This is a genomic window from Pseudomonas sp. Irchel s3b2 (assembly GCF_900187445.1).
Lineage (GTDB): Bacteria > Pseudomonadota > Gammaproteobacteria > Pseudomonadales > Pseudomonadaceae > Aquipseudomonas.
Map to the genome: position 1 here is coordinate 35,181 of NZ_FYEB01000024.1, position 15,583 is coordinate 50,763.

The 15,583-nt window shown below is 59.1% G+C and carries 16 protein-coding genes; 10 read left to right on the forward strand and 6 right to left on the reverse strand.

Annotated features, from left to right (window positions below; all coding sequences use genetic code 11):
* Positions 1-6 precede the first annotated feature (6 nt).
* Positions 7-705 (forward strand): response regulator, encoded by a 699-nt coding sequence (locus CKW20_RS28260; protein WP_095055821.1) that lies wholly within the window; start codon positions 7-9, stop codon positions 703-705.
* A 104-nt stretch (positions 706-809) separates the two neighbouring features.
* Here the strand turns inward: CKW20_RS28260 and CKW20_RS28265 are convergent, their stop codons facing one another.
* The gene (locus CKW20_RS28265) at positions 810-1,850 is read right to left on the reverse strand and encodes a patatin-like phospholipase family protein (RefSeq protein ID WP_095055822.1); all 1,041 of its coding nucleotides are present in this window, start codon (positions 1,848-1,850) and stop codon (positions 810-812) included.
* Positions 1,851-2,084: 234 nt separating this feature from the next.
* Between CKW20_RS28265 and CKW20_RS28270 the strand changes: the two genes are divergently transcribed.
* From CKW20_RS28270 to CKW20_RS28280, 3 genes are all read left to right on the forward strand, one after another.
* On the forward strand, positions 2,085-2,363 hold the full coding sequence (locus CKW20_RS28270) for a hypothetical protein (protein WP_095055823.1): 279 nt from the start codon (positions 2,085-2,087) through the stop codon (positions 2,361-2,363).
* A gap of 93 nt (positions 2,364-2,456) precedes the next feature.
* Entirely contained in the window at positions 2,457-3,215 is a 759-nt protein-coding gene (locus CKW20_RS28275) for a CHAD domain-containing protein (RefSeq protein ID WP_095055824.1), read from the forward strand.
* 164 nt (positions 3,216-3,379) lie between these two features.
* Complete coding sequence (locus CKW20_RS28280) at positions 3,380-4,177, forward strand: acyl-CoA thioesterase II (protein ID WP_095055825.1); 798 nt, start codon at positions 3,380-3,382, stop codon at positions 4,175-4,177.
* On the opposite strand, the gene CKW20_RS28285 is transcribed toward CKW20_RS28280, so the two are convergent.
* The 3 genes from CKW20_RS28285 to CKW20_RS28295 form a co-directional block, all read right to left on the reverse strand.
* On the reverse strand, positions 4,178-4,546 hold the full coding sequence (locus tag CKW20_RS28285; protein WP_095055826.1) for an Mpo1-like protein: 369 nt from the start codon (positions 4,544-4,546) through the stop codon (positions 4,178-4,180).
* A 211-nt stretch (positions 4,547-4,757) separates the two neighbouring features.
* Positions 4,758-6,239: a methyl-accepting chemotaxis protein gene (locus CKW20_RS28290; protein WP_095055827.1), complete on the reverse strand. Its 1,482-nt coding sequence runs from the start codon at positions 6,237-6,239 to the stop codon at positions 4,758-4,760.
* A 115-nt stretch (positions 6,240-6,354) separates the two neighbouring features.
* The gene (locus CKW20_RS28295) at positions 6,355-7,164 is read right to left on the reverse strand and encodes a TatD family hydrolase (RefSeq protein ID WP_095055828.1); all 810 of its coding nucleotides are present in this window, start codon (positions 7,162-7,164) and stop codon (positions 6,355-6,357) included.
* A 236-nt stretch (positions 7,165-7,400) separates the two neighbouring features.
* On the opposite strand from CKW20_RS28295, the gene CKW20_RS28300 reads away from it, so the two are divergent.
* The 6 genes from CKW20_RS28300 to greB all read left to right on the forward strand — a co-directional run bounded on the left by CKW20_RS28300 (position 7,401) and on the right by greB (position 12,380).
* Entirely contained in the window at positions 7,401-8,822 is a 1,422-nt protein-coding gene (locus CKW20_RS28300; RefSeq protein WP_095055829.1) for a transglycosylase SLT domain-containing protein, read from the forward strand.
* 103 nt (positions 8,823-8,925) lie between these two features.
* The gene (locus CKW20_RS28305) at positions 8,926-9,360 is read left to right on the forward strand and encodes a DoxX family protein (RefSeq protein WP_095055830.1); all 435 of its coding nucleotides are present in this window, start codon (positions 8,926-8,928) and stop codon (positions 9,358-9,360) included.
* A 260-nt stretch (positions 9,361-9,620) separates the two neighbouring features.
* Positions 9,621-9,929 carry a hypothetical protein gene (locus tag CKW20_RS28310; protein WP_095055831.1) on the forward strand — a complete coding sequence of 103 codons (309 nt, stop codon included), beginning with the start codon at positions 9,621-9,623 and terminating at the stop codon, positions 9,927-9,929.
* A gap of 340 nt (positions 9,930-10,269) precedes the next feature.
* Positions 10,270-10,566: a helix-turn-helix transcriptional regulator gene (locus CKW20_RS28315; protein ID WP_095055832.1), complete on the forward strand. Its 297-nt coding sequence runs from the start codon at positions 10,270-10,272 to the stop codon at positions 10,564-10,566.
* A complete protein-coding gene (locus CKW20_RS28320) occupies positions 10,563-11,885 on the forward strand; it encodes a type II toxin-antitoxin system HipA family toxin (RefSeq protein WP_095055833.1) in 1,323 nt (440 codons plus the stop codon). The genes CKW20_RS28315 and CKW20_RS28320 overlap by 4 nt, the downstream gene beginning before the upstream one ends.
* A 21-nt stretch (positions 11,886-11,906) precedes the next feature.
* Complete coding sequence (gene greB, locus CKW20_RS28325; RefSeq protein WP_095055834.1) at positions 11,907-12,380, forward strand: transcription elongation factor GreB; 474 nt, start codon at positions 11,907-11,909, stop codon at positions 12,378-12,380.
* 5 nt (positions 12,381-12,385) lie between these two features.
* Here greB and CKW20_RS28330 read toward each other — a convergent pair whose 3' ends face one another.
* Both CKW20_RS28330 and CKW20_RS28335 read right to left on the reverse strand, forming a co-directional pair.
* Entirely contained in the window at positions 12,386-14,890 is a 2,505-nt protein-coding gene (locus tag CKW20_RS28330; protein WP_095055835.1) for an ABC transporter permease, read from the reverse strand.
* Positions 14,890-15,573, reverse strand: coding sequence for an ABC transporter ATP-binding protein (locus tag CKW20_RS28335; RefSeq protein WP_095055836.1), 684 nt, complete (start codon positions 15,571-15,573; stop codon positions 14,890-14,892). The genes CKW20_RS28330 and CKW20_RS28335 overlap by 1 nt, the downstream gene beginning before the upstream one ends.
* Positions 15,574-15,583: the final 10 nt, after the last annotated feature.

Below are 15,583 nucleotides of genomic sequence, written 5' to 3' on the forward strand. Positions count from 1 at the left end.
GAATTCATGAGCCAGACCGCGACCATTTTGGTCATCGATGACGAACCGCAGATCCGCAAATTCCTACGCATCAGCCTCGCTACCCAAGGCTACAAAGTGCTGGAGGCCGGCACCGGCACGGAAGGCCTGGCCCAAGCCGCATTGAACAAACCCGACCTGCTGGTGCTCGACCTCGGCCTGCCGGATATGGACGGTCAGCAAGTGCTGCGCGAGTTTCGCGAGTGGTCGACGGTGCCGGTATTGGTGCTCTCGGTGCGCGCCAGCGAAGGACAGAAAGTCCAAGCTCTGGATGGCGGTGCCAACGACTACGTGACCAAGCCGTTCGGCATCCAGGAATTTCTCGCCCGAGTGCGCGCGTTGCTGCGTCAGGCGCCGACGGGGGAGGCTCAGGAAGCGGCGCTCAGTTTCGGTCCGCTCACCGTCGACCTGGCTTATCGCCGGGTGCTATTGGACGGCGCCGAAGTGGCGCTGACGCGTAAGGAATATGCGGTACTGGCGCAACTGGCGCGGCATCCGGGACGTGTCATCACCCAGCAGCAATTGCTCAAGGACATCTGGGGCCCGACCCACACCGAGGACAGCCACTATCTGCGGATCGTGGTGGGGCATCTGCGGCAGAAACTGGCGGATGATCCGACTCAGCCACGGTTCATCGTCACCGAAGCGGGGGTGGGGTATCGGTTGTTGAGTGAGGGTAGCCTTTAGGTTTTGATCGTTCCCACGCTCTGCGTGGGAATGCCGCCATGGACGCTCTGCGTCCGCGTCACAGGATGCATTCCCACGCAGAGCGTGGGAACGATCGTCAGGCCTCAAGAATCCCGCTCATTCTCATACCGGTCCAGCGTATCCCGCGCAATCTCGCGCCCCAGCGCTATCAACTCCGGCGCCTTGTAGAACTCGAAAAACCGGCACACGCGCTTGGGCACGTTGATCAGGATATCCGGCGGATACCCGGCAATCTTGTACTGCGCCAAGGACGTCTGCATCACCTCGAAACTCTGGTTGATCAAATCCAGCAAGGACGCCGGCCCGACATTGTCGATGATGAACGACCCGGTGGCAGATTTGGGTGCGCCGTTGCTTTCCGGGGCCGCCGCCGGTTGCTGGCCTTCGGGCTCGGCGGATTCGATCCAGGGGTTGATATCGGCCGCTTCTGCCATCAAGGCTTCCTTTTCCAGCAGCAGCAATTGTTCGGCCTGTGTGCGGCGGAAGGGCAATTTCGAGCCCAGCGAGTTGATCAGGTTGTCGAAGCGGGTCTTGAACGCGGCCGGGCGCTGGATCACCGGCAGTTGATAGTGACGCTGGTTGGTGGAGTTGAGGTTGACCGCGATGATCAGGTCGCAATGGCTCGACACCACCGGCACGATCGGCAACGGGTTGAGGATACCGCCGTCCACCAGCATTCGATTGCCCTGCATCACCGGCGTGAACAGGCTGGGGATCGCCGCCGAGGCGCGCATGGCCTGGTGCAGGCAGCCTTCCTGGAACCAGATTTCCTGCTGATTGGTCAGGTCCGTGGCCACGGCTGTGTAGGGAATGCGCAGGTCTTCAATGTTGATCTCGCCGACGATCTTGCGGATCTGCCCGAAGACCTTTTCCCCGCGAATCGCGCCCAGGCGAAAGCTGACGTCCACCAGACGCAAGACGTCGAGGTAATCCAGGCTCTCGATCCAGTCGCGATAATCATCGAGTTTACCGGCGGCATAGATCCCGCCGACCACCGCGCCCATGGAGCAACCGGCGATGCAGGCGATGTCGTAGCCGCGCCGTTCGATCTCTTCAATGACGCCGATATGGGCGTAGCCCCGGGCGCCACCCGAGCCCAACACCAGTGCGACACGCTTTTTCATGAATCGACCTCTCTGACAAGGTTCAACAATGCACCCATCGAGGGGCAAGCTTCAATCGCTATGGTCGTTCGGCAAGACCAGTGCGTCGTTTTTTGACACTCTGGGAGAGCTAATGGGTATTCTCGCGGGCGCTGTGATTTCCACGGCGGGTTTCCACTGCGGCCCAAGGCACTTTTCACCTGCCAGACCGTCTTACGTGCATGACTGTGTTTACCTATCTTTGAGGTGTGAGTGATGAAAGCCTGGATCTGTGTGCCATTGATTGCCCTGGCACTCGCCGGTTGTGCCGGTAAAACCGCTTACCGTGACAGCTGCGGTAGCCAACTCGACGCCGCCTGGCGTGAGCTGGACCTGGCCAAGGTCGAAGGCTTCGCCGGGACCGTCAGCTACTCCAAGGCACTGTCGTTGCTGACCGGCGCCAAGACCCAGCAGCAATTCGAAGCATATGAGGGTTGCACCAAGAAGGCCGAGAAGGCGCGCTTCTACATTCGTGAGTCCCGCGCGGGCCGATAGAAGCAGCTACAGTCTATAAGCAGCAAGCGACCAGTGCGTCGTGCCGGCTTCAGGCTTACTGCTTGAGGCCTGCCGTTGTTTACGGAGAAAACCATGATCGATCGGTTGGTGGCTCATGTTCTGAGCCTGGACGTTCGCCTGCTCGCCTGTCAGGCACGATTGAGTGCCCGCACCGACTCTGAGGCATTGCACGATCTACGCACCACCGTGCGGCGTTTGCGCAGCCTGCTGCGGCCCTTGCGCGGTTTGCCCGGGGTCGAACAGCTGGAAGCAGCGGCGTCCCGGGTCGGTGACTTGACCACGCCGTTGCGCGATCGCGAAGTGCTGGCGGCGTACTTGCTTCAGCATGATCAACCCGAAGCCGCACACCGACGCATGGTGCGGATGGCTGAGGCTTATCCCATCGTGGCGACGAGCCCGGAGGTGGCGCAGCTGCTGATGATCCTTGACGCCTTTCCGCGTTTCCTGCGGGCTTCCCAGCGTCAGGGCTTGCTCAAGGGCTTGCGCAAGCGCATCGAAAAACGCCTGGGCAAACAATGGAAGAAACTCGACAAGGCTCTGCATGACCCGGCCCATGACCGCCATCGTTTGCGCCTGCTGATCAAGCGCGTGCGCTATGGCATCGAAGCCTATCCCGAACTAGATCGTTTGCCGGAAGCGGCGCTGCCCAGACTGAAAGAGGCCCAGTCCGCCCTGGGTGATTGGCACGACAGCTGGCAGTGGCTGGACCGGGCCAAAGAAGAGCCCGATTTGCAGCCGTGTGTCACAGTCTGGAAAACCACCTTGGCCAAGGCTGAAGAAAACGCCGACCACGTTCTCGACAAACTCAGCAGCGCCTGCTTCAAATCCTGAACACCCTAAAGATCAAATGTGGGAGCAGGCTCGCTCCCACATTAGTTTGTGTGTTCGATGCAGACGCGGCTCATCTGTCAGTGATTTTGGCCGGAATAAGCGCTGTGCCGGTTTTGCAGGCTGGTTAAGATCGTTCCATCCATTTTCCTGTCTCTGAGGTTTCCATGCGCTTTTCCGATCTGCTCGACGCTGTCCGCAGCCAACCGCAAGCGCTGTCTATTCCGGCCGAATGGGGTCAGGGGCGGGCGACTTTTGGCGGCCTGATAGCCGCCTTGCAATACGAAGCCATGCGCGCAAAAGTCCCGGCAGATCGTCCGGTGCGTTCGCTGGCAATCACCTTTGTCGGCCCGGTCGAACCCGATGTGCCGGTCAGTTTTGAAGTCGATGTGTTGCGCGAAGGCAAAGCCGTCAGCCAGGTGCTGGGCCGGGCAATGCAGAAGGGGCAAGTGGTGACGTTGGTCCAGGGCAGCTTCGGCGCCTCACGACCGTCCGAGGTGGCAGTCACGGCCAGCATAGCTCCCGAGATGAAACACCGGGACGACTGTCAGGAACTGCCGTACATCAAAGGCGTGACCCCGGAATTCATGCGTCATATGGCAATGCGCTGGAGTGTCGGTGGGCTGCCGTTCACCGGCAACACATCCCGCGAGATGGGCGGCTGGGTGCGTTTGCGTGAGGCTGCGAGAGAAGAGGCGGTCAGCGAGGCGCACATTCTGGCGCTGGTCGACGCCTGGCCGCCGGCCTTGTTACCACATCTGAAGAAACTGGCGGCAGGCAGCACGTTGACCTGGACCATCGAATTCGTCCAGCCGTTGCTGGCGTTGAACACGCTGGACTGGTGCAAGTACCTGGCGGAAATCGAGTATGCCGCTGACGGCTACGGGCATGTCGCCGCAAAACTATGGAACACGGACGGTCAGTTGATCGCCATGAGCCGGCAGACCGTCACGATTTTCGCCTGATCAGTGACGACGACGGTGGCGTTCACGCCAGGCGCGCCACCAGCCTCCACTGAAGAAAAACCGTGGAAAGGTCAGGAACTGCTCGACCAGCAAGCGTGATACTGCATCTTTGCGATCACTGAACGGCTCGGACGCTTGCGCCTCCAGGCGGTGACCGTGACGCTGCAAGGCCAGGGCCGCGAGCAGACCGATAACGCCGATTGCGAAGCTCGCCAGATCCAGGCTGAACACCCCCGAGACCATCAGCAAAAACGCCACGATGAACAGCGGCACGGCAATCAGGTGCAGCACCAGATTGGTCGGGTGCTGGTGATTGTGCGGGTACATTCGCCATTGCCAGGCGGGAAGGTTGGGGTGACGTTTGCCCATGATGCATGTCCTTTGATTCGTTGAGGCGATTGAATAAAGAATAGGCTTGGCACGAGCCGTCGGCGAATCAAGGCTGGCTATCGAAGTGATAGGGGTCATGGGCAATATTGATGTCGACTGGGCTGACGCTTTCGCGGGCAAGCCTCGCTCCTACAGGGATTTGTGAGCGCACCATTCCCTGTAGGAGCGAGGCTTGCCCGCGAAGAGGCCCTCAAAGCTTGAGTTGCCCGACGGCCTTGCTCAATTCCCCCGCCAACATCGCCAGCTCATTGCTGGTAATCGCCGAATTCACGGTCTGCTGCACGGTGTTTTCGGTCACGTCGCGAATGCTCACCACCGCCCGATTCATCTCCTCCGCCACATGGCTCTGCTGCTCGGCCGCCACCGCGATCTGCGTATTGCTTTCACGCATCTGCGCCACCGCACCGGTGATTTCGGCCAGGGCCACACTGGCTTCCTGAGCCTGCTGCATGCAGTCGTCCGCCTTGTACGAACTTTCCTGCATGAAGTCCACGGCGTCCCGAGTACCGGCCTGCAGCGCTGAAACCATGGTGGTGATCTCGTCGGTAGACGCCTGGACTCTCTTGGCCAGGTTACGCACCTCATCGGCGACCACCGCAAACCCGCGGCCCATTTCACCGGCCCGGGCCGCTTCGATGGCGGCGTTAAGGGCCAGCAGGTTGGTCTGTTCGGCGATGCTGTGGATCACGCTGACCACGCCATTGATCTTCTGGCTGTCCTCGGCCAGACGCTGAATCATCTCGGCGGTTTGCTGCACGCCGGTGGACAACCCGCCAATCGATTTCTGCACCCGAGCGACCACTTCCTGGCCACTGCCGGCCAGGGTGTCGGCGGTTTGCGAGAGGTCGCGGGTGGCGCCGGCGTGTTGTGCGATGTGATGGACCGTGGCGGTCATTTCGTTGATCGCCGTGGCGGCCTGATCGGTTTCGCTTTGCTGACCGAGCATGCCGTGACGCACCTCGTTCATGCTCGAGGCCAGCCGCGCGGCGCCGACATCCAGTTGCCGGGCGGTGTTGGCGACGGTGTTGACCACCCGCTGGTAACCGGCCTGCATGGCATTGAAGGCGTTGGCCATCTGCCCGACTTCATCCTTGCAAGCCAGCGGCACACGGGCCGATAGGTCACCGGTTTTCTCGACGTGGAGCATCACGTCTTTCAAGGTGTTGAGCTGGCAGAGCAGGAAGCGGATCAACAGTTGCGATGCGCCGAGCATCGCCAGCATCAGAATGAACACCGCTACTGCGTAGTGAGTGAAGCGTTCGCCGAACACTTGGCTCAGGCTCGGGCCATAGGCAATCACCGCGGCCTGTTGACCGTCAGGGCGAGCGAACACCTCGGCGCCCATCAACGGGTTTTCACCGTACAGCGGCATGGAGTTGATTTCGGTCCAACCGTTAGTATCGGTCAGCTCCAGCAGCGGTTGCCCGTTCAGCAATGGCGCCTGTCCGCGATTGAAGGTCAGCAGGTTATCGGCCTTGGGCAGCGGCTGCCCGACAGGCCATGCATTGAGCAACCGTGCCTGGGCTTGAGCCGAAGCCTGGGCGGCGTGGCTTCGGGCCTGTTGTTCGAGCTGCACGGCGTACAGCACCAGCAACAGAGTGGTGACGAAGGCGACGGCGTTGACCGCCCAGAATTTGTATTTCAGCGAGATGTTGCTAAGCCAGGCACCCATGGAGGTCTTCTCTGATAGCGGAAACAGTTTTGGCAAGGTGCCATCATTGTGCCGCTATTCAGGACGTCGAATCTTGATGTGGATCAACGGGCGCCATCGCCTAGGGGATTTGTGGTTATTGGGGGATTGAGGGCAGACCGAAAAATGCTCGCGCACAGGCAGTACTGTGAGCAGCCACATCTTCCACCGTTTCCCCACGATGCAACGCCACCTCACGCAACACTTCAGTCAGATACGCCGGCTCGTTGCGACCATTCTTCGGCTTTGGACGCAGACTGCGGGGCAGCAGATATGGCGCATCGCTCTCCAGCATCAAGCGCCCGCGTTTAATCTCTTTGACCAGCGGATGCAGGTGTGTGCCCCGGCGTTCGTCGCAGATCCAGCCGGTGATGCCAATGTGCAAATCCAGATCGAGATAACTGAACAGCGCCTTTTTTTCACCGGTGAAGCAGTGCACCACGGCGGCAGGCAACTGGTCGCGGTAATCACGCAGGATCTCCAGCAACCGTTGGCTGGCATCGCGTTCATGCAGAAATACCGGCAATTGCAGCTCGACCGCCATCGCCAGATGTTCTTCGAGGACTTTTTCCTGTTGCGGGCGAGGCGAGAAGTCACGATTGAAATCGAGGCCGCATTCACCCACGGCCACCACATTTGGCTCCTTGAGCAAACTGCGCAGACGCTGAGCACTATCGGCGTTCCAGTCGCTGGCCGAGTGCGGATGAATACCGGCCGTGGCGAACAGCCGCTGAGCGCTTTCGTCCCATTGCTGGCACAGCTCCAGAGCTTGTTCACTGCCCTCGACGCTGGTCCCGGTGAGCACCAGTTGGCAGACCCCGGCAGCATAGGCACGGTCGAGTACAGCCTGGTGTTTGTCGGCGAAACTGGGGTTGGTCAGGTTGACGCCGATATCGATGAGTTGCATGGTGCTACCTCGGACCAAAGGCCGGAAAGCATATCAGAGCTGTAGATTTATAAGAAAAGCCAAGAACTACAATGAGTTAAAGCTGTCTGTTGAGGCCGCGAGACAGGCCGGGTTGGTAGAGTTGCCATCATTGTGCCACTCTCACGCACTTTATCAGCGCTTCAGGCGCTCTGTTTCTGTCGCTCGACGTCATGAAATCACCCATGAGGTCGGCCAGTATTCTTTCCGGAGAGTGGATGATTCGTCCCTCGGTTTTGTTACTGCTGTGTTGCTCGTTGCTGCTGCCCATGCCGGCGGTTGCGCGTCTGGCCGGGCCGTTGCAAGCCGTGCCCGCGGCCAAGGTCCGCGATCTGGCGGAAATTCGCAGCAGTCGCGTGTTGCGGGTGTTGGTCAACCAGAGTCGCAATAGCTCCGGTGAAGTCCAGGGCCAGGCCATCGGCGTCGAATACCATCGCCTGCGCGCTTTCGAACAATACCTCAATGGCCATGCCCGTGACGGCCAGGAAATAACCCTCAAAATCATTCCCAAAGCCAAGGATCAACTGCTCGGCGCGTTGCAGCGCGGGGAAGGTGATCTGGTCGCGCCGGGGGAATTGCTCGATCCGCAACCGGGCCTCGCGGTCAGCACCAGTCAACCGGTTGCCAGCAACGTGCCGTTGCTGTTGGTGGGGATCAAAGGCGAACGACGTTACACCCGTCTCGAACAACTTTCGGGCAAAACCCTCGCGCTGCCCACCGGCAGTGCCGCCGGGGATGCGGTCAGTCAGATCAATCAGAAACTCGCGCTGCACAAATTGCCTGCGGTGACGATCGAGTGGGTCGACCCAAGCCTGGCGGTCGAGGATGTGCTGGAAATGGTCCAGGGCGGGATCTTTCATTTGACGATCGTCGAGCAACCGATTGCCGAACGCTGGGTCAAGATCCTGCCCAAGTTGCGCTTCGATCGTCAGGTCCTTATTAGCGAGCCAGGCGAGGAATACTGGTTCGTGCGCCGCGACGCCTCGATGCTGCGTTCGAGCATCGATCGCTTCCTGACAACCTACAAGAAGCCGTCGGACCAGGATGCGACGTTCCTGCGGATCTATCGACGCTTGTATCAAGTGCACTATCCCTTGGCCAAGGCTGATCGGCAGCGCCTGGAAAAACTTCGACCGGTGCTGCAAAAGCATGCTGAAGCCCAAGGCATGGACTGGCTAAACCTGGCGGCGCTGGCTTTCAAGGAGTCGGCGCTGCAACCCAACGCCAGAAGCGGCAGCGGCCCCACCGGCCTGATGCAAATCACCCCATCCGCGGCGCAACGGGTTGGGGTCAGTAATATTCAAAACCTCGACGCCAATGTGCAGGCCGGCGCCAAGTACCTGGCGATGATCCGCCGCAAGTTTTTTGCCAGCCCCAAACTCAATGAGCGTGAGCGCATGGCGTTCGTGCTGGCGGCCTACAACATGGGACCGGAGCGGGTTCAGGGCATGCGCGCCGAGGCTCGGCGACGGGGCTTGAATCCTAATCAGTGGTTCTTCCAGGTTGAGCGCATTGCCATGGAGCAGGTGGGAATGGGTGCTGTCAGCTATGTTAATAGCGTGAACAAGTATTACCTGGCGTTCGATCGGGAGCGGGAGTCGTTGGAGCCCCAGGGGCAAAAAGTTGCCTCACGGAAATGATCGACTAATCTGATTGTTATGGTGGGTTTTTTGCGCTTTTAACATGAGTTTTATTGATTAATATGGCGGCCAACCAACACACATTCACAATGGATGACACAGCATGAGCACACTGATCAACAAGGTACTGTCCACCCGCGCGGGCTACGGTCTGACGATTCTGCGTATTTTCGTCGGCATCATCTTCGCGGCCCATGGCTCACAGAAACTCTTCGGGGCATTCGGCGGCTACGGCATTGCCGGCACCGCTCAGTACATGGAAAGCATCGGGCTGGCACCCGGTCACCTGATGGCGATCCTGGCCGGTGGTACCGAGTTCTTCGGCGGTCTGGCGCTGATCATCGGCCTGCTGGCACGTCCGGCAGCGCTGGGGCTGACCTTCCTCTCGCTAGTAGCTATTTTCACGGTGCATATCAGCAACGGTCTGTTCATGTCCAACAACGGTTATGAATTCGCCCTGGCTTTGCTCGGTGGCAGCCTCGCGGTGCTGATCGAAGGTGCAGGCAAACTGTCGGTCGACCGCGCCATCACCAACTGACCGTTCTGACTCAACAAAAAGGCCTGCATTGTGCGACGCACTGTGCAGGCCTTTTTTGTTGGGCGTGATTCTTGACACTGTCCGGTCAGCTTCTCTAGGATGCTGCCCATGCGCCGATTTAAACAGCTACTTGCGGGGCGCCAGGTGACTCATTCAGTTGCCGATAGAAGCTTGAAACAGGCTTCGAAATACCGCTAAAGCGCTGGTTCGGTGTTGCCTCTCACCTGCCATGCAGACTTCTGAGGCAGAGACACGACACAATGAATGCATTAAGCCCCGTTATACGCCCCGCGCCGATCACGGCACACCTCACCCAACGCAATCCAAAAATCCTGCTTGGTGGTAAACATCAGCCGACGCTGTTGCGTTACCTCGATGGCTGGCCACGTCGTACCGGTGGGCCTGCTGCCTTCCTGATTCAGTTTGTCGACGACGGCGAGTCACTGGCGCGGTTTGCCAACGATAGCTTCGATCTGGCGGTGATTCAGGCGCCCAGCATCGAGGATGCGCCGGAAGTGATCAGGCAGCTGACTCGTGTGGCGCGCCAAGGGCTGATTACCCGCCGCTGAGGCTCAGAGCGCTGTGGCTCAGAGATAGTCGTTCGGCGTCCAGCGCCTGCCGATCAACTCCCGCGCCAGCGGTGAGTCGATGCCGATCAGGCCTGGCTACCCAACTCATCCGACTTCCCTTCACCGTTTGTTCCCTTGATCAAGCAACTGAAGGTTGGCTTTGCTATTGGTCATATATGACCTTTTTATCTTGTTAATTGGTCGCAGCTGGTCAAATATGACCATTAATATAATAATTTACGTATATTATTGTTTATTCAACTGGTCAGAATTGATCCTTTGTTTGATGTTATTAGTCATAATGGTTCAGTTATAACCAATAGTGTGCTCGGAGAAAGCTATGTCACTTATGCATTTTTTGTACAGCCCGGGGGAAATCGCACGCGAGCTGGGGAAGAATGCCGAATCGTTGCGCTTGTCCAAGAACCTTTCTCGCAAAACCTTGGCTGAGCAATCCGGAGTGTCTGAGTCCTCCATCAAGCGGTTCGAGCACTCAGGCTCGATCACCCTTGAGTCCATGATTCTTCTGGCCACGGCGCTCGATGAGCTAACGCCGGTGATGAGTCTTTTCAAACCCTCGCATCCAGGCTCAATCGACGAGCTAAAAAATCTTAAGCGTAAACGAGGCACTAAATGAGCCCGCCTATCCGCAGGTTCAAGCCCACCGAATCGCTCACAGTCACCGCCAATGGCGTAATGGTTGGCGAATTGAGTCGTATCGAGGGGAAAGGCATCTACTTTGTGTACGACAAAGAATGGCTGGCCAAGGGGTTCGACCTTTCTCCCCTGACAATGACATTTGATGACAAACCACAACTCGCTCGTGAAGGTCGTTTGTTCAAGGGCCTGCATGGCCCATTTGCAGATTCCTTGCCGGACGGTTGGGGGCTTCTGCTGATGGATAGATTCTTCGACGCGACCTTTGGAGCAGGCACCTCGCTGACGCTCAGTCCGCTAGATCGGCTGGCCTACATAGGTGATCGAGCCATGGGAATCTTTGAGTTCCATCCCAAAACAGAAAAGGTCGCCGCCGAGTCGGTGAATCTTGCTCGCCTATTCGAGGCATCTGTCGAGGTACAACAAGGAGACACCCCAAAAGTGCTCAAGGGGTTACGCTTGGCGGGTGGTTCCCCCGCTGGTGCTCGCCCCAAAGCAATCGTTGCACTGTCACATGATCTTGAGACTGCGACTTCAGCTTTTGGCCAGCTTCCACCTGGATACGCTCACTGGCTTGTGAAGTTCAGGGCTCTGAGTGAGCCTTTGGAGACTGGCTGTATCGAGCAAGCGTATGCAGTGATGGCCAGAAAGGCTGGGGTGAATATGGCGCATACGGAACTGCTAGAGGTGCAGATGCGTCAGGGCGGATTTGAGCGATTCTTCGCAGCCAAACGTTTCGATCGTGATGGCGATCGCAAGATTCATATGATTACCCTCTCAGCGTTGGTCTACGCAGACTTCCGGGCGCCGACGATGGATTACAGCCAGATACTCAAGCTGACCAGCGCGCTGACGAAAAACGCTGCCGAGGTTGAGAAAATGGCAAGACTCATGATCTTCAATGCGGTGTTCCACAACTACGACGATCACACCAAAAATTTTGCGTTTCTGTATCACGAACCTCAGGATAAAAACGGGCAGGGAGTCTGGACGCTGTCCCCAGCATACGACCTTACTTTCTCCGATGGGATGGGCGAGCACTCCACTGCATTTTCAGGTCATGGTAAACCGACGCGAAAGGTCATCAGAGATCTATGCAAGGATTACAAATACCTCAAGCCTGATGACTACATCGACCAGACCCTCGCGGCGCTTGATGATTGGGAACGTGTGCTCAGAGCGCTGAAAATCCCCAAGTCTGCGGGGGTTGCGATTCACCGGGTTCTCAGTGATGCACGGGTGCGCTTCGAGGATAATTCTCCGGCTTTACGATCCTTCCAAGAGCGTTCTGATAGGTAAATCATTAATGAGAAATCCATCTTGAGTACGAACATCATCACAAAGGAAGGTCATGAGGCTCTGAAGCAGGAACTCGACTACCTTTGGCGAGAAAAACGTCCTGACACCACACGCAAGGTCACTTGGGCGGCGTCGCTCGGCGACCGTAGCGAAAACGCGGATTACCAATACAACAAGAAGCTGCTCCGGGAAATCGATCGGCGTGTTCGGTACCTTCGCAAGCGCCTCGAAGATGTCCGGGTGGTTGCGTACTCACCTGAGCAGGAAGGCAGGGTCTTTTTCGGGGCTTGGGTCGAGATCGAAAACGAGGCAGGTGAAATCAAGAAATTCAGGGTAGTGGGGTATGACGAAATCTACGGTCGCAACGATTACATCTCCATCGATTCGCCAATGGCGCGTGCGCTTTTGAAGAAAGAGGTCGGTGATGAGGCCGTTGTGCAGACTCCGAGCGGAGAAATGTTGTGGTGGATAAACGAGATCAGATACCCGAAATAGTTTTATCAACCCTCGCGCAAGACTGTCAGGGGGCTGGCGTTCAAGGCGCGGCGAGTGCCGAACACACCGGCACCGCCGATCAATACTGCACCGATCAGTGGCAACACCAACAGCCATGGATGCGGATGCCAGGGCAAGTCGAAGGCGTAGCGGTAAAGCACCATGCTCACCAGTTCCGAACCCAGTGCCGCCAGCAACCCGCTGACCGCGCCGAGTAAACCGAACTCGATCCGTCGAGCCCTGACCAGCAACTGCCGCTCGGCACCCAGCGCTCGCAGCAATGCACCTTGGCGAATGCGTTCATCGAGGGTTGCCTGCAAACCGGAGAACAACACCGCCATCCCTGCCGCCAGCACAAACAACAGCACGTACTCCACCGCCAGGGTGACCTGAGCGAGGATGCTGCGCAACTGCGCCAGCAAGGCTTCGACTTGCAGAATGGTCACTGCCGGAAAGCTGCGGGACAGGTCGACGATCTGCTGATCGTGACCGGCCGCCAGATAGAAACTGGTCAGGTAGGTCGCTGGCAAGTCCTTCAAGGTGCCGGGCTGGAAGATCATGAAAAAGTTCGGCTGAAAGTTGTCCCAGTTGACCTCCCGCAGACTGGTGACTTTTGCCTCCCGGTTGACTCCGCCGACGGTAAACACCATGTGATCGCCGAGCTTGAGCTTGAGGCTCTCGGCGACTTGGCCCTCCACCGAAACACCGGGTATTTCATCCGCTGGTTGCTGGTTCCACCAGTTGCCGGCGGTGAGTTTGTTGCCCGCCGGCAGGTCTGCCGCCCAGGTCAGGCTCAGGTCGCGTTGAATGGCTCGATCACCGGCTGAATCCTTGCTAACGATGTCCTGCACCGGTTCGCCATTGATGCTGATCAGTCGTCCTGGCACTACCGGGTACAGCGGCGCCGATTGTGCCGCCAATTCCATCAGGCGATCGGAAAAGGCTTGTTTGTCCGCCGGCAGAATGTTTAGGGCGAAATAGTTCGGGGCATTTTTAGGCAACTGGTTTTGCCAGGTATCGAGCAACTCGCCGCGCAGCAAAGCGATCAGCGCCATGGACAGCAGAATCAAACCGAAGGCCAGGGATTGACCCGCCGCCGCCAGTGGATGGCGTAGCAGTTGGCCCAACCCGAGGCGCCATGGCAATGCGGCGCGTGCCAGCATTCGGCGCAGGCTCTTCAGTAGCAACAATAACAAGCCACCCAGCACCAGCGCCGCGATCACACCGCCGCCGAGCAGGGCGAAGGTCAGCAACAGGTCCAGGCTCAAGCGCCACATGATCAGGCCGAGGGCACCCAATGCCGCGCCATAAACAATCCAGGTGCTGGACGGAATCGGCAGCATGTCACGGCGCAACACGCGCAGCGGTGGCACTCGACCCAAAGCGGCCAGTGGCGGCAGGGCGAAGCCGGCGAGCGCGACCAGCCCTGTGCCGATTCCGGCGAAGGCCGGGAACAGCCCCCCCGGTGGAACATCGGTCGGCAGTAAGTCACGCAGCAGCGCGAAGAGCCCGAGCTGTGCCAGCCAGCCGAGCAGGGCGCCGTTGATGCTGGCGAGCAGTCCGAGTACGGTCAGTTGCAGACTGAACAGCACCATGGTTTCCCGACGGGACAGACCCAGGCAGCGCAGCAATGCACTGGCATCGAATCGGCGCGTGGCGAAGCGGGTCGCCGACAAGGCCACTGCCACGCCGGACAACAGCACCGCTACCAGACTGGCCATGTTCAAATAGCGTTCAGCCTTGCCCAAGGCACCGCCGATCTGTCGGTTGCCGTCCCGGGCATCCTGTATGTGTTGGTTGGGCGCCAGTCCGGGTTTGATCAGCTGACGATAGGTTTCCAGCGCCTGGGCGTTGCCGCGCCAGAGTTCGCGGTAACTGACCCGGCTGCCGGGTTGCACCACGCCGGTCGCCTCAAGGTCGCCAAGGTTGATCAGCACCCGTGGCGTCAGGCTGTAGAAATTGCCGGCACGATCCGGTTCGTAGGTCAGCACTCGTGCCAGCGTCAGGGTTTTCATGCCGACGTCGATGCTGTCGCCAATCTTCAAGTCCAATGCGGTCAACAGTCGCGCTTCGACCCAGGCTTCGCCAGGTTTCGGACCACCGCCGGGTTCTTCAGGCGCGAAAGGAGCGGGGGCGCTTTTCAGTTCGCCGCGCAACGGGTAGACGTCATCGGCGGCTTTGATACTGGACAGTTGAATGCCGTTGTCGGTGGCGATGACGCTGGAAAACTCCACCACTTGAGCGTGTTCAAGGCCCAGCTCTGTGCCGCTCCTTACCTGTTCCGGTCGCGCCGGTGAGCTGCCTTCGAGCACCAGGTCGGCGCCGAGAAACTCGGTGGCGCGCAGCAGCATGGCGCTGTTCAGGCGAGCGCCGAAGTAACCGATGGCGGTACTTGCCGCGACGGCCACCAGCAAGGCAAAGAACAACACGCGCAATTCACCGGCGCGGGCATCGCGCAGCAATTGACGGATGGCGAGACTGAACAGGCGCAACAGCGGCAAGCGTGCCATCAAGGCTCCAGAGGGGCGACCAGCAGGCCGGCTTCAAGGCGGATCAGGCGCCGGCAGCGATGTGCCAGGCGTTCGTCGTGGGTCACCAGCACCAGGGTCGTGCCGCTTTCCTGGTTGAGTTCGAACAGCAGATCGCTGATGCGCTCGCCGGTGTGGCTGTCGAGGTTGCCGGTGGGTTCATCGGCGAACAGCACGTCGGGCTCGGCGGCGAACGCCCGGGCAATTGCCACGCGCTGCTGTTCGCCACCGGAAAGCTGACGCGGCGAGTGGGTCAGGCGCTGGCCCAGGCCGACCCGTTGCAGCAGTTCGGTGGCGCGCTCACGGGCGTCTTTGCGGCCATCGAGTTCCAGCGGCAGCATGACGTTTTCCAAAGCGTTGAGACTGTCGAGCAGCTGAAAAGACTGGAAAACAAACCCTACATGCTCGGCGCGGATGCGCGCGCGCTGATCTTCATCGAGATTGCTCAGGCCTTGCCCGGCGAGGGTGACTTCGCCGCCGCTCGGCAAGTCGAGGCCGGCGAGCAGGCCGAGGAGGGTGGATTTGCCGGAACCGGAGGCGCCGACGATGGCCAGGCTGTCGCCCTTGTTCAGTTCCAGGCTGAGTTCGTGCAGGATAGTCAGTTCACCTTCCGCGCTCGGAACCACTTTGCTGAGGTTCTTCGCGGTGAGAATGCTTGCGCCCATGGAGAATCCG

What these genes read in the sequence shown, in the direction of transcription:
- CKW20_RS28295 (WP_095055828.1), bottom strand. Translation starts at nt 7,164, where the DNA reads ATGCAACTCATCGATATCGGCGTCAACCTGACCAACCCCAGTTTCGCC.
- CKW20_RS28310 (WP_095055831.1), top strand. Translation starts at nt 9,621, where the DNA reads ATGAATGCATTAAGCCCCGTTATACGCCCCGCGCCGATCACGGCACAC.
- CKW20_RS28330 (WP_095055835.1), bottom strand. Translation starts at nt 14,890, where the DNA reads ATGGCACGCTTGCCGCTGTTGCGCCTGTTCAGTCTCGCCATCCGTCAA.
- CKW20_RS28260 (WP_095055821.1), top strand. Translation starts at nt 7, where the DNA reads ATGAGCCAGACCGCGACCATTTTGGTCATCGATGACGAACCGCAGATC.
- CKW20_RS28270 (WP_095055823.1), top strand. Translation starts at nt 2,085, where the DNA reads ATGAAAGCCTGGATCTGTGTGCCATTGATTGCCCTGGCACTCGCCGGT.
- CKW20_RS28280 (WP_095055825.1), top strand. Translation starts at nt 3,380, where the DNA reads ATGCGCTTTTCCGATCTGCTCGACGCTGTCCGCAGCCAACCGCAAGCG.
- CKW20_RS28265 (WP_095055822.1), bottom strand. Translation starts at nt 1,850, where the DNA reads ATGAAAAAGCGTGTCGCACTGGTGTTGGGCTCGGGTGGCGCCCGGGGC.
- CKW20_RS28315 (WP_095055832.1), top strand. Translation starts at nt 10,270, where the DNA reads ATGTCACTTATGCATTTTTTGTACAGCCCGGGGGAAATCGCACGCGAG.
- CKW20_RS28320 (WP_095055833.1), top strand. Translation starts at nt 10,563, where the DNA reads ATGAGCCCGCCTATCCGCAGGTTCAAGCCCACCGAATCGCTCACAGTC.
- CKW20_RS28335 (WP_095055836.1), bottom strand. Translation starts at nt 15,573, where the DNA reads ATGGGCGCAAGCATTCTCACCGCGAAGAACCTCAGCAAAGTGGTTCCG.
- CKW20_RS28305 (WP_095055830.1), top strand. Translation starts at nt 8,926, where the DNA reads ATGAGCACACTGATCAACAAGGTACTGTCCACCCGCGCGGGCTACGGT.
- CKW20_RS28290 (WP_095055827.1), bottom strand. Translation starts at nt 6,239, where the DNA reads ATGGGTGCCTGGCTTAGCAACATCTCGCTGAAATACAAATTCTGGGCG.
- CKW20_RS28300 (WP_095055829.1), top strand. Translation starts at nt 7,401, where the DNA reads ATGATTCGTCCCTCGGTTTTGTTACTGCTGTGTTGCTCGTTGCTGCTG.
- CKW20_RS28285 (WP_095055826.1), bottom strand. Translation starts at nt 4,546, where the DNA reads ATGGGCAAACGTCACCCCAACCTTCCCGCCTGGCAATGGCGAATGTAC.
- CKW20_RS28275 (WP_095055824.1), top strand. Translation starts at nt 2,457, where the DNA reads ATGATCGATCGGTTGGTGGCTCATGTTCTGAGCCTGGACGTTCGCCTG.